Here is a 13165-nt window from a genome sequence, read left to right as displayed (position 1 = left end):
CAAAGAAAATCGGCCCGCGTTCCCGATAGGTCAATTCCGCCACAAGGCGGGCGTGATCAGGGCGATGATCGCCAGCGTTTCCAGCCGGCCGATGATCATGGCGGCGCACAGGATCACCTTGGCCGCAACGGTCATCTCGATCAGCCGTATCGGCTCTTCGGATGCAATCTCGATCAGGGGGCCGGTCGTGCTCAAGGCCGCGATGCTGAGCACCATGGATTGCTCAAAGCTCGACCCCGTGGCCGCCAGCGCCAGACAGACCGACAAAAGCGAAATCGCGAAGAGCATGAAGAAGACCCAGGCGATAAAGGCCCCGTCACGTTGAATCCGGCGGTTCTTGCCCGAGGCGGAACTGACCGACGAGGGATAGACCAGCCGCTGCAACTCGCGGGTCCCGTTAAGGTAAAGCGCATAAACCCGCAGCAGCTTGACACCCCCTGCGGTGGTGGCGACCCCGCCACCGATCACCGACAGGCCCAGCAGGATCATGCCCGGGGTTCCCAGCCCCGACCATTGCCGCGCCTCTTCCCAGTCCGCGGATTCGAACCCGGTGGTCGACAGGAAGGACAAGACCGTAAAGACCCCGCCCCACAGCGCCCGCAGCGCCAACCCCAGGTTTTCGGCCGAGTTGATCTCGATCGCGCCAGACCAGTGCCGCAGGAACAGCAGCAGGGGAACGCTGACCACGATCAGCACACCGATGCGAAACTCCGGATCCTGATCCAGCCGCGTATATCCGCGCGTCGCCGTGTCCGAGGAAAACGTGAGCCGCGACAGCGAGAAGAACATGAACAGGAACAGGATCGCCTCACCCGTCAGCCCGGCGGTGGATCCTGACAGGCCACCGACCGGCGATATCCCAGAGGTCGCCATGATCGACATCGCATGGCAGACAGCGGTCAGTTCCGCCTCTCCCGAGGCCATCAACAGGATGGCAACAATCACCGTCAACCCGGCATAAACCGGCGCCAGCGTAACAGCGATGCGGATCAGGCGGCCACGGCTGTCCACCTTCTCGCCCTGCCCCGATCCGGCGACGATCCGGCCCGGCTGGCCCTGCGCCGTCACCTCGAACCCGCCCAGCGACAGCGGCGCCAGGATCGCCGAGGCGGCGATCCACATCACCAGCCCACCCAGCCAGCCGACCAGGGCCCGCCACAGATGCAGCGGCTGGCTCAGCCGTGTGGGGTCGGGAAACATCTCGGCCCCGGTTGTGGTGATCGCACTGACCATGTCGAAATAGGTGTTCAGGAAACTGGTGGTCTTGAGCGCATCATGAAACGGAATGGCCAGAAAAACCGGCAGGATGGCAAAGGTCGACAACAACGTCAGCAATTGCCCCAACACCCCGTGCCGCGACGGGCGCCCGGCGCGCGCCAGCGCGACCATGGTTACCACGATCACACCAAGCAGCCCGGAATACAAAAACGAGCGCGAGGTCTCGTGATCATTCAACACCAGCGCATAGGTCGACGGGACCCACATGCTGATGGAGAACGCGCCCCAGACCAGCAGGAACAGCGGCAACCGCCGCAACAATCCCTGCTCCTCCTGTTGCTTGCGCCGCGCCATCAGAAGAAATCGATCGAGACCTGCATCAGCCGTTCGACCTCGGGCACGTCATCCGCCATCGCGAAGAGCGCGATCACGTCGCCCTCTTCGATACGCAACTCGCCGTTCGGTCGCACCACCTTGCCATCCTTGCTGACCGCGCCGACCAGAACCCCCTCGGGAAAGTCAATGTCGCGCAGCCGCTGGCCCGCCATGGGCGAGGTCGACAGTACCTCGGCCTCGATCACCTCGGCTTCGGCGTCTCCGATAGAATAGACCTGACGCACACGCCCATGCCGGATGTGCCGCAGGATCGAACTGACCGTGGTCGCGCGCGGGTTGATATAGGCGTCGATGCCCAGCGGCCCCATCAACGCCACCAGCGTCGGGTCGTTGATGAGCGCGATGGCCAGCCGACACCCGGCAGCCTTGGCCCGCACCGCCGCCAGCAGATTGGTCCGGTCGTCGTCGGTAACGGCCAGCATCGCATCCGCCCGGTCGATCCCGGCCTCGGACAGCAAGGCGGCGTCCAGACCGTCGCCATGCAGCACGATGGTCCGCTCCAGCGCCTCGGCGGCCCGTTCCGCGTTCCGGCGGTCCCGCTCGACCACCTTTGCATGAATGCGGCCCTTGTGCTCTTCCAGCGCGCGGGCCACTTCCAGCCCTACGTTCCCGCCGCCAACGATGACAACGCGATCCTGCTTTTTCTGCGTCTTGCCAAAGACTTCAATCGTTCTGCTCACGTCATCGACATGGCAGAAGACATAACATTCATCGCCAGCAAAGATCTGGTCGCCCGGCTCCGGTGCAAACAGGGTTCCCTCGCGTCGGATGCCGACCACGATGGCCCGCAGGGTCGAGAAGAGATCGGTCAATTGCCGCAGGGGCGTGTTGATGATCGGACTTTCCTCGTCAACCGACAGGCCCACCAGCTGCGCCATGCCGCCCATGAACACCTCGGTGTCAAAGGCCGCCGGCGCCGACAGGCGGCGCATCGCCGCCGCCGCAACCTCGCGCTCGGGGCTGATCACCACGTCGATGGGCAGATGCTCGCGCCGGTAGAGGTCGGAATAGATCGCGTTCAGATAGGATTTCGACCGCAGGCGCGCGATCTTGCGCTGAATCCCGAACACCGAATGGGCCACCTGGCAGGTGACCATGTTCACCTCGTCGGAATAGGTCGCCGCGATGATCATATCCGCATCCCGCGCGCCCGCGCGCTCCAGCACATCGGGGTACGAGGCAAAACCGGCGATCCCCTGCACATCCAGCGTCTCTGTGGCGCGCCGCACCAGATCGGGGTTGCTATCCACCACGGTGACGTCGTTCAACTCACCCGACAAATGGCGCGCGATCTGCCAGCCAACCTGCCCCGCACCACAGATGATGACCTTCATGCTCTGGCCCCTTTTGCCTGAGGTTTTTTGAATGACAGAAGCCCGGGACCGGGTCAATTCAATTGTCTTGGCCGCGCGTTGGTGCCACTCTCGCGGCTATGAAACACGGTCTTTCTCTTCCTCTTGTTGCGTTGATTCTGTCGGGCTGCGGCCCGCTGTCGATCTACTATCGCGAAGGCGTCAGCGTCTCGCGCATGCAATCCGAGACCACGGATTGCCAGGTCAAGGCGCTGCGTGACGCGCCCGTGGCCACGCAAGTCAGGCAAAGCCCGCCAATATATTTTCCCGGGCGCACGGTCTGCAATTCGGCAGGCCAGTGCTATACCACGCCCGGCTGGTGGGAGCCCGGCAACGTCTACACCGTCGATCCCAATGCCGGTCTGCGCGGGCGCGTGGAACAGCAATGCATGGCGGACAAGGGCTATGCCCCGGTGCAACTGCCCACGTGCAGCCAGACCGTCGCGGCCCAGGTTCAACCGGTCAAATCGGCCAAGCTGCCCGCGCTTGGGCCGAAATCCTGTGTCGTAAAGTTCGAAGACGGGTCCATTCAGGTGGTGACACCCGTCTCCGGCTAGTTTGACGGCTATTCGGCCGCCTCAACCTCGTCATCGGCAAAGGCCAGCCTTGCGCCCGACTTGCCCGAGGTCACCACGCCCAGCGACTTCAGCTTGCGGTGCAGCGCGCTGCGCTCCATGCCGACAAAGCTGGCGGTGCGGCTGATATTGCCGCCAAACCGGTTGATCTGGGTCAGCAGGTATTCTCGCTCGAACGCCTCGCGCGCCTCGCGCAGCGGCAGTGTCGCCAGCGCGCCGGACAGAACGACCCGCCCTTCCTCGGCCTTTTCCTCGTTGCTCGGCAATTCCTTGGCCTCGATCGGGTCCGTGCCTTCGCCCAGGATCAGAACCCGTTCGATCAGGTTCTTCAACTGGCGCACATTGCCCGGCCAGGGCATGGTCTGCATCAGCGCAATCGCCTCCTCACTGATTTCCCGCAACGGCAGGCCCTGGCTCTGGTGACAGGTCTCGATGAAATGCGCGGCCAGTACCGGGATGTCCTCGCGGCGATCCTCCAGCGAGGGCACGGCGATCGGCACCACGTTCAGGCGATGATACAGCTCCTGCCGGAAGCGCTCTGCCTGGATCTCCGTTTCCAGATCCCGGTTGGTCGAGGAAATCACCCGCAGGTCCACCCGGACCTTGTCGGCACCGCCGACGCGCTGAAATTGCTGATCGACCAGAACCCGCAGGATCTTGGACTGGGTGCCCAGCGGCATGTCCGCCACTTCGTCGAAAAAGATCACGCCGCCATGCGCCTGTTCCAACAGCCCCGGCTCGACGCCACGTTCCGGCGTCTCGCGACCGAACAGCACCTCTTCCATCCGCTCGGGTTCGACACCGGCACAGTTCACCGTCACAAACGGCGCGTTGGCCCGGTTTGAATGGGCATGGATATAGCGCGCGGCGATTTCCTTGCCGGACCCCGCCGGCCCGCGCAGCATGACGCGCCCGTTCGACTTGGTGACCTTGTCGAGCTGGTTGACCATCGCCCGGAACGCGGCGGATTGGCCGATCATCTCGGCGGTCGAAACCTCGCGGCGTTTCAACTGCGCATTCTCCCGGCGCAGGCGCGAGGTTTCCATCGCCCGCCGGATCACCACCATCAGCTGGTCGATGTTGAACGGCTTCTCGATGAAGTCATAGGCGCCCTGCTTGATCGCCGCCACAGCGATCTCGATATTGCCATGGCCCGAGATGATCACCACCGGCACATCCGGGTTGTCCCGCTTCACCGCCTTGAGGATGTCGATCCCGTCCATCCGGCTGTCCTTGAGCCAGATATCCAGGATCAACAGCCCAGGCGGTTCCGCGTTTATCGCGGCCATACACTCTTCGGAATTGCCCGCCAGCCTCGTCGCATAGCCTTCGTCTTCCAGAATGTCCGACACCAGTTCACGAATGTCGCGCTCGTCGTCAACAATCAGGATATCGCTCATATCGTCCCTGCTTTCATTTTGCTTCTTGCCGCCTGTCTTAGGGTCGCGGACTTTTGCACTGGCTCATAGGCTGGCAACCGGATCACGGCCATCGCGCCGAAATGGTCCTGGCCCTCAAAAACGGGCGCGTCTTCGAGCTGAAGCGTCCCGCCATGTTCCTCGATGATCTTCTTGACGATGGGCAGGCCAAGGCCCGTCCCTTCGTCGCGCGTCGTTACATATGGCTCGAACAGTCGCGCCCGGTCCTCGGGCAACCCGATCCCGTTATCGGCAATCGTCACCACAATACCCGGACCCTCACCGTCGAGCCGCACCCGGATCTCCGGCCGCAGATTGTCTGGCGCGCCTTTTTTCTCCAGGCTTTCAATGGCCTCTCCCGCGTTCTTGATCAGGTTCGTCAGAGCCTGGCCCAACATGGTGGCATCGACATTACCCATCACTGGCTGATCCGGGATATCGACCACAAAATGCACGCTCGGCTGGCCCGATTGCTGCAACACCGCGGCCTCGCGCACCAGTTTGCTCAGGTCCTCTTCGTGCCGGTCAGGCTCGGGCATCCGGGCAAACTTCGAGAACTCGTCAACGATCCGGCGCAAGTCATTGGTTTGGCGGACAATCACGTCGGTCATGGATTCCAGGCTATCGCAATCCTCTTCGTCCAGCTTGCGCGAGAACTTGCGCTTGATGCGCTCGGCGCTCAGCTGGATCGGTGTCAGCGGGTTCTTGATCTCATGCGCGATGCGCCGCGCCACGTCGCCCCAGGCCGCCATCCGCTGGGCGCTGACTAGATCGGTGACATCGTCAAAGGCGATCACGTAACCTTCGAGTGTGTCATCCTCGCCGCGACGGGTCGACATGCGCACCAGCAGGTTCTCCAACTGGCCCTTGCGGGTGACCTTGATCTCGGCCTGAACCGTTTCCTGCGCGCTTCCCACCAGCCCTTCGAACAGCGGCAGAAACTCGGGAACCGCGATCCCGATCGCCAGGCTTTGCTCGTCCCCCGACCAATCCAAGAGCCGCGCGGCCGAACGGTTCACAAAGGTCACGCAACCCTGCGCATCCAGCCCGACAACGCCCGAGGTAACAGAACTCAGCACCGAATCGAACAGCCGCCTGCGCCGTTCGATCTGGTGCGTGTTTTCCAGCAGCGCGTCGCGCTGCCCCTTCAACTGCCGCGTCATCTGGTTGAAATAGCGCCCCAGCATGGCGATCTCGTCATCGCCATTGTCCTCGGGCACCTGCACCCCCAAGTCGCCGCCCCCGACGCGCTGTGCGGCAGTGGTCAACTGGCCCACCGGACGCGACAAACGCTCGGCGAACCACAGGCCGAGCCAGACCGCCGCCAGAATCAGGATGACCGCGAACCCAAGGTAGAGCAGCCCAAATTCGAACAGCACCCGCCCGCGCTCGTTTTCCAGCTGCTGATACAGGTGCACCGTCTCCTTGGTGTCGTCGAGCAGGTTCAGAATGCTGCCATCCACCACCCGACTGACATATAGGTAGCGGTCGAGATAGGCCTGCAATGGCACCAGCGCGCGAAACTCGTTATTGTCCCAATCCTGGATGACGGCCGTGCCCCTGGCCTGCGCGGTCGCGAAATCTTCGGCCCTGGGCGCCTCGAAATCGAACTGATAGGACCGGTCGCCCCGCGCCTTGATCTGCCCACTTCCGTCGATGACATAGGCCTCGCGCAGGCCGCGCTGAATCTGCGCCTGCCCCTGGGCCAGCACGCCGCGCAATTCGGCATCGGTGACAAAGAAGTTCAGCGAGCGCGCCTGGTCCAGATAGCGGCCAAGCGCCCGGGCGTCCTGCTCCAACCCCTCCCGGTGCTCCTGTTCATAAGCCTCGGCCGCCGACAGCGACGCTCCCACCACATTGCGCACCCGGTCCGAGAACCAGCCCTCCAGCCCGATGTTCAGGGTCAGACCGGCAAACACCGCCACCGTGATCGTTGGAATCAGCGCCAGCAGCGTGAACACCCCGATCAAGCGCAGGTGCAGGCGGGATCCCGCCGATTTCTCGCGCCGCGCGGCCACCAGCCGCCCCACCTGCGAGATCACCAGCGCCGCAAGCGCCAGGATATAGACGAGATCCGCCAGCAGGATCAGCCGCAATGTCGTCGAACTGGCGCCCAGATCGAACGGCCCCGTCACCAGATAGGTCGCAAGCGTCAGCACCGGCCCCAGAAGAACCAGCCCCAAAGCCCCGATATTGCGGGCCTTTCGGGTCTTTCGCCATTCGGTGAGCGACAAAAACGATCCGCTCTGTGACCGGGATGCCACCTGCTGCCCTCATCCTGATGTGCCGCTTGCGCGACGAACCGCCATATTTCGTGGTCCTTGCCGGGATGCGACCCGGATGCCACGCTTTGTGTGGCGATATTACATCAGTTTGCGGCGGCGTGTCACCTGTATATCGAGATCGGTGATCTTCTTGCGCAGCGTATTCCGGTTGATACCCAGCAAATCGGCGCATTTCGCCTGATTTCCGCCCGAAGCCTCCAGCGCGATCTCGATCAGCGGCGCTTCGACTTCACGCAGAATACGCTGATACAGACCCGGCGGCGGCAGCATATTGCCATGCAGATCGAAATAGCGCCGCAAGTGACGCGCCACCGAAGCCGAGAGTTTTTCGGAATCACCCCTCCCGCCGAGCGCCGGTTCAAGATCCGGCTGATTGCCCAGAACCTGCTGCGCCTCGGCCCGGGTGATTTCCTCGGCCCGGCTGATCAGCGACAGGCGCCGCACCGCGTTTTCCAACTGCCGGACGTTGCCCGGCCAGGAATAGACACGGAAAAACTCGACCGCCTCCTTACTCAACCAGCGTTTCGGCCCGCCCTCACGTTCACCCTTGGCCAGGAAGTAATCGGTCAACAGCGGGATGTCGTCGACACGTTCCCGCAGCGAGGGCACATGGATCGGCGCCCCGCACAGCCGATAATAGAGGTCCTGCCGGACCTTGCCCCGCTCCATCGCCGCGGCCATGTCCGTCTGGCTGGTCGCCATGAAACGCGGCACATAATCGCCGGGCGCATCCATCATCCGGACGATCCGCGCCTGAATCTCTTCGCTGATATCGGCAATCTCATCGATCAGCAGCGTCCCGCCCTTGACCCGCGCCAGAACCCGGACCGGGCCTTCCAACTCTTGCAGGTCCGAGGCCGTGACGGTGACAAAGGGCAAGGTCCGGCGGTCGGAGAAATCGTGAATGGTGCGTGCGATCAGTGACTTTCCGGTGCCGCTCTCGCCCGAGATCATCACCGGCAGATCGGTGTTCATCACCTTGGCCACAAGCCGGTACAGCGCCTGCATCGTCGGGGTGCGCCCGACCAGCGGCAGCTCATCGGGCCGCTCGGCCACCTCCTCGACCTGCCGACCGGGCGACGCGCGACGCTTGTGCTCCAGCGCCCGCGCCGTCCGCTTCATCAGGTCAGGCAGATCGAAGGGTTTCGGCAGATAATCATAGGCCTCGGCCTCGGTCGCCTGAATCGCGGTCATGATCGTGTTCTGCGCCGAGATCACGATCACCGGCAGCCCGGGCCGGTCCTGCGAGATCTTCGGTAGCATCTCCAGCCCGTTGCCATCCGGCATGATCACGTCCGAGATCACGACATCGCCCTTGCCCTCGGCAACCCAGCGCATCAGCGTGGTCAGGCTCGAGGTCGCATGCACCTTGCATCCGGCGCGCGTCAGCGCCTGGGTCAGAACCGTCCGGATCGTTCTGTCGTCATCGGCAACCAGAACCGTACCATCCATCAGTTGTTCTCCTTCTCCTGGCGCCCTTTCGGGACGCGCTGCAACGACAGCCGGAACACCGTGCGGCCCGGCACCGAGTCGACGGAAATCCAGCCGTCGTGGTCGGAAATGATCTTGCTCACCAGCGCCAAGCCCAGCCCGGTGCCGTTCTCGCGCCCGGACACGAACGGGTCGAAGATATCTGAGCGAATATCGTCCGGCAGGCCCGGCCCGTCATCCACCACCTCGATCTGAAGCGGCAGGGAATGGCCGGATCCGTCACTGCGGCGCAGGCGGAACGAATGCTCGAAATAGGTCCGCAAGCGGATCGTGCCGCCACCCGGCGCCGCCTCGGACGCGTTCTTGAGCAGGTTCAGGATCACCTGCAACAGCTGGTCGGGGTCGCCATAAGCCAGTGGCAGCGAAGGATCGTAATCCTCCACGATGGCCATATGCGCGCCAAAGCCCAAAAGCGCCGAGCGCCGCGCCCGGTCCAGCACGTCATGTATGTTCACCGGTTTGAAATCCGGCGTGCTCAGGTTGCCGAACTGCTCGACCTGCTCCAAGAGCTTCACGATCCGGCGGCTTTCCTCGACGATCAGGTCGGTCAGCTCCAGATCCTCGGCCGCCAGGTTCATGCTCAAAAGCTGCGCCGCCCCGGTGATCCCCGCCAGCGGGTTCTTGATCTCATGTGCCAGCATCTCGGCCATGCCGATGGCGGATTGCGCCGCCGATTTAACCGAATGGCTCTGGGTCATGCGCCCGGCCAGCTCGCGCGGGCTGACCAGCATCAGCATGGTGCCGGGACGGCCCACGACAGGCGCGATCTGGAGCCCGCATTGCAGCGGCGCGCGGCTGCCCGACCCCACGTCGATGTCATTGACGAACAGCGGCGTGCCCTGCTTGCGCGCGCGCTCGAACGCCTGCTCGATCGGTGCGTCGATGGCCAGCTGGTCCCAGATCGGATAACCCAGCACCGATTTGCGCGAGGCGTTCAGAAACCCTTCGGCAGCCGAGTTCACATCGGCGATCCGGTCGTTTTCGTCGATCAGAAAGGCCGGCACCGGCAGCGAGGTCCAGATGGCGCTGTCCTGGATCATGCCGCGGCCTCCGTTCCCGGCATCAGCGCATCTGCCAACAGGCGGATCACGGCGACCGGGTCGCGGCTGGTCAGAATCGACTTGCGCAGGGGGGCGGGCGTGCCCGCCTCGTCCATGTACCAACCCAGATGCTTGCGCGCGACGCGCAACCCCAGGTCCGTTCCATAGAAGGACAGCATTGCCTCGTAATGCCGGATCACCATATCGACCAGCGTCAGGCCACGCGGGATCTCGGGCGCCGGCGAGCCATAGAGCGCGTTTGAGATTTCGGCTAGCGCCCAGGGCCTACCCTGGGCACCCCGCCCCACCATCACCCCGTCCGCGCCTGATTGCGCCAAGGCGTCCCGAGCGGTAGCGGCATCGACAATGTCTCCATTGGCGATCAGCGGCACGCGCACCGCATCGCGCACGGGCCGGATCGCCGCCCAATCCGCCTGCCCCTTGTAGAACTGGCAGCGGGTCCGCCCGTGGATGGTCACCATCTGCACCCCGGCCTCTTGCGCCCGGCGCGCGACGTCAGCGGCATTCATCAGGTGTTCGTCCCAGCCCAGCCGGGTCTTCAGCGTGACCGGCACGTCAACCGCCTCGACCACCGCCTCGATCAGACGCAGCGCATGGTCGGGCGTCTTCAGCAGGGCCGAACCGGAATAGCCGTTCGTCACCTTCTTGGCCGGGCACCCCATGTTGATGTCGATGATCCGGGCGCCCCGGTCCGCCACCTGGCGCGCGGCCTCGGCGATCCAGTGCACCTCGCGCCCGGCCAGTTGCACGGCGGTGTTCTCCACATCCGCCGACAGTTCCGCACGCTCGCGCACGCCCGGTTTGGCCTGAACCATCTCCTGGCTTGCCACCATTTCGCTGACAACCAGCCCGGCCCCGAACTCCATGACCAGGTCGCGGAACGGCCGGTCGGTGATTCCGGCCATCGGCGCCAGCAGGACCGGCGGGGTCAGTGTTTTCTCTCCAAGATGCAGGGTCACGTCTGCCTAATCCTTGCGCAGTTGAGCCAGTGGTACCGAGGTCATGCCCTTTGCACAATGAAACCACCGGGCTCAAGGCGGAAGAAATACGCAACTGCACAATTTTTAATCAACTTACGCCGAGTGATTGCCACCGAACACGTCACCTCATAAACATCGGCCGGAATAACCCTGAGGATTTCAATGACGACTGCCGCCATCATCGTCGCCGCCGGGCGCGGAACCCGCGCCGGGGGCGACCTGCCGAAACAGTGGCGTATGCTGGCGGGCCGCCGGGTGGTCGACTGGACACTCGACCGTTTCGCAATCCCCCAGATCGGCCATGTCGTACTTGTCCTGAACCCCGAGGATCACGACGGCTGGGCCGAGTTCTCGCAACGCCCGCTGATCCTCGCCCAAGGTGGCGCGGACCGCGCGGGATCGGTGCGCAATGGGCTGGCGGCGCTCGACAGGCTAGGCATCACCAAGGTGCTGATCCATGACGTGGCCCGGCCCTGTGTTTCGCCCGACCTGATCGGCGCCATTCTGAATGCGCTCGACACCCATCCTGCGGCGGCTCCCGGCCTCGCTGTGACCGACGCACTCTGGACCGGCGCCGATGACCTCGTCACCGGTACGCGCAGCCGTGATGGCCTCTATGCTGCGCAGACGCCGCAGGGATTTCACTATGACGCCATCCGCGCCGCCCATGCCGCCCATCCGGGCGGTGCCGCCGATGATGTAGAGGTCGCCCGCGCCGCCGGGCTGGACATTGCCATCGTGCCGGGCGAGCCGGATAATCTGAAAATAACCCGGCCCGAGGATTTCGCCCGCGCCGAACGCATATTGAGGCAGGACATGGATGTAAGACTGGGCAATGGATATGACGTGCACCGGTTCGGCCCCGGCGATCACGTGATGCTCTGCGGGGTGCGGGTACCGCACCAGCGCGGTCTGCAAGGCCATTCCGATGCCGATGTCGGCATGCATGCAGTGACGGACGCGCTCTATGGCGCGCTGGCCGAAGGCGATATCGGCCGCCACTTCCCGCCCTCGGACCCGCAATGGAAGGGCGCCGCCAGCGAGATCTTCCTGCGTCACGCCGTCGATCTGGTGCGCGCACGCGGCTACACCGTGTCGAACATCGACTGCACGCTGGTCTGCGAATACCCCAAGATCGGCCCGCATGCCATTGCGATGCAAGCAGAAATGGCCCGGGTCATGGGGCTGGATTCGACCCGTATCTCGGTCAAGGCCACCACATCCGAGCGGCTGGGTTTCACCGGTCGTGGCGAAGGTATCGCGGCGCTGGCCACCGCCTGTCTGGTGCGGCCATGACCGCGGCCCGACTGATCGCCACCGTCGGCGGTGTCGGCTACCTGCGCCCCGCACCCGGCACCTGGGGTTCGCTGGCGGCGCTGCCGCTGGCCTGGCTCATCCATCAGGCGGGCGGCTTCCCCGCCCTTGCCCTGGCGACACTCGCCGCGTTTCTGGGCGGTCTCTGGGCCACCGGCGTGATGACCGCCGGACAGGACGACCACGACCCTTCCGAGATCGTCATCGACGAGGTCGCGGGCCAGTTCCTGGCGCTCTGGGCCATCTCGCTGCCCGCCTGGCTGCATGGGCTCGACATCTCGGTCCTCTGGCCCGGCTGGGTCTCGGCCTTCGTGCTGTTCCGCCTCTTCGACATCACCAAGCCAGGCTGGGTGGGCCGCGCCGACCGACGCGGCGATCCTATGGGCGTGATGCTCGACGATATCATCGCCGGGGCTTTTGCCGCCCTCGGCACCGCCCTGCTTGCAGGGCTCTCTCACGGAGTACTGGGCCTGTGACCGTTGCCGCTCTTCTGGACCGCGCCAAGGCGCAAAACGTCACCATCGCAACCGCGGAAAGCTGCACGGGCGGCATGGTCATGGCGGCGCTCACCGACATTGCCGGCAGTTCCGCCGTGGTCGACCGGGGCTTTGTCACCTACACCAACGCCGCCAAACGCGACATGCTGGGCGTGCGCCAGACGACGCTGGACGCCCATGGCGCCGTGTCCGAGGAAGTGGCCCGCGAAATGGCCGAAGGCGCGCTCGATTTCTCGCGCGCCACGCTGGCTGTCGCGATCACCGGCATCGCCGGGCCCGGCGGGTCCGAATTCAAACCCGAAGGCCGGGTCTGTTTCGGATTGTCGGGCGAAGGCTTCGCCACCGAATCCGAAACCATCGAATTCGGCGCCCTGGGCCGCGACGCGGTGCGCCGCGCCGCCCGCGACCATGCGCTGGCGCTGCTGGACCGGGGGCTTTCCCTGATCGACCCCAAAACAGGCAAATAGCCGGAACAGCCGCGCAAAAATTAATCACTTTGACAAAAGCGTCATTTTTGGGCGCCCCGGCACCCGCCTGCCTCTTTTTCCCGCGCCCGATTTCCGCTCAACCGCACTCAC

The 13165-nt window shown here is 64.3% G+C and carries 11 protein-coding genes; 4 read left to right on the top strand and 7 right to left on the bottom strand.

Annotation, left to right across the window (positions count from 1 at the left end):
* Positions 1-30: 30 nt before the first annotated feature.
* Together OE747_RS17085 and trkA are read right to left on the bottom strand one after the other, a co-directional pair.
* Complete coding sequence (locus OE747_RS17085; RefSeq protein WP_263829764.1) at positions 31-1572, bottom strand: TrkH family potassium uptake protein; 1542 nt, start codon at positions 1570-1572, stop codon at positions 31-33.
* Positions 1572-2948 carry a Trk system potassium transporter TrkA gene (gene trkA / locus OE747_RS17080; RefSeq protein ID WP_263829763.1) on the bottom strand — a complete coding sequence of 459 codons (1377 nt, stop codon included), beginning with the start codon at positions 2946-2948 and terminating at the stop codon, positions 1572-1574. The genes OE747_RS17085 and trkA overlap by 1 nt, the downstream gene beginning before the upstream one ends.
* Before the next feature lie 98 nt (positions 2949-3046).
* Between trkA and OE747_RS17075 the strand changes: the two genes are divergently transcribed.
* Complete coding sequence (locus OE747_RS17075; RefSeq protein ID WP_263829762.1) at positions 3047-3523, top strand: hypothetical protein; 477 nt, start codon at positions 3047-3049, stop codon at positions 3521-3523.
* An 8-nt stretch (positions 3524-3531) separates the two neighbouring features.
* Here OE747_RS17075 and ntrX read toward each other — a convergent pair whose 3' ends face one another.
* From ntrX to dusB, 5 genes are all read right to left on the bottom strand, one after another.
* Positions 3532-4941 (bottom strand): nitrogen assimilation response regulator NtrX, encoded by a 1410-nt coding sequence (gene ntrX / locus OE747_RS17070; RefSeq protein WP_263829761.1) that lies wholly within the window; start codon positions 4939-4941, stop codon positions 3532-3534.
* Positions 4938-7223: a sensor histidine kinase NtrY-like gene (locus tag OE747_RS17065; protein WP_263829760.1), complete on the bottom strand. Its 2286-nt coding sequence runs from the start codon at positions 7221-7223 to the stop codon at positions 4938-4940. The genes ntrX and OE747_RS17065 overlap by 4 nt, the downstream gene beginning before the upstream one ends.
* Before the next feature lie 99 nt (positions 7224-7322).
* The gene (locus OE747_RS17060) at positions 7323-8696 is read right to left on the bottom strand and encodes a response regulator (RefSeq protein WP_263829759.1); all 1374 of its coding nucleotides are present in this window, start codon (positions 8694-8696) and stop codon (positions 7323-7325) included.
* Positions 8696-9775, bottom strand: coding sequence for a two-component system sensor histidine kinase NtrB (locus tag OE747_RS17055; RefSeq protein ID WP_263829758.1), 1080 nt, complete (start codon positions 9773-9775; stop codon positions 8696-8698). Before OE747_RS17055 ends, OE747_RS17060 begins: the two co-directional genes overlap by 1 nt.
* A complete protein-coding gene (gene dusB / locus OE747_RS17050) occupies positions 9772-10755 on the bottom strand; it encodes a tRNA dihydrouridine synthase DusB (RefSeq protein ID WP_263829757.1) in 984 nt (327 codons plus the stop codon). The genes OE747_RS17055 and dusB overlap by 4 nt, the downstream gene beginning before the upstream one ends.
* A gap of 183 nt (positions 10756-10938) precedes the next feature.
* On the opposite strand from dusB, the gene OE747_RS17045 reads away from it, so the two are divergent.
* From OE747_RS17045 to OE747_RS17035, 3 genes are read left to right on the top strand one after another with little or no spacing between them, the layout of a single operon-like run.
* Complete coding sequence (locus OE747_RS17045; RefSeq protein ID WP_263829756.1) at positions 10939-12072, top strand: bifunctional 2-C-methyl-D-erythritol 4-phosphate cytidylyltransferase/2-C-methyl-D-erythritol 2,4-cyclodiphosphate synthase; 1134 nt, start codon at positions 10939-10941, stop codon at positions 12070-12072.
* Complete coding sequence (locus OE747_RS17040; RefSeq protein WP_263829755.1) at positions 12069-12566, top strand: phosphatidylglycerophosphatase A family protein; 498 nt, start codon at positions 12069-12071, stop codon at positions 12564-12566. The genes OE747_RS17045 and OE747_RS17040 overlap by 4 nt, the downstream gene beginning before the upstream one ends.
* The gene (locus OE747_RS17035) at positions 12563-13054 is read left to right on the top strand and encodes a CinA family protein (protein ID WP_263829754.1); all 492 of its coding nucleotides are present in this window, start codon (positions 12563-12565) and stop codon (positions 13052-13054) included. The genes OE747_RS17040 and OE747_RS17035 overlap by 4 nt, the downstream gene beginning before the upstream one ends.
* The last annotated feature ends 111 nt before the right edge of the window (positions 13055-13165 follow it).

Source organism: Ruegeria aquimaris, from assembly GCF_025751555.1.
Lineage (GTDB): Bacteria > Pseudomonadota > Alphaproteobacteria > Rhodobacterales > Rhodobacteraceae > Ruegeria_B > Ruegeria_B aquimaris.
The sequence above is the reverse complement of the archived record's forward strand: the minus strand, read 5'-3'. Positions and strand labels throughout refer to the sequence as shown.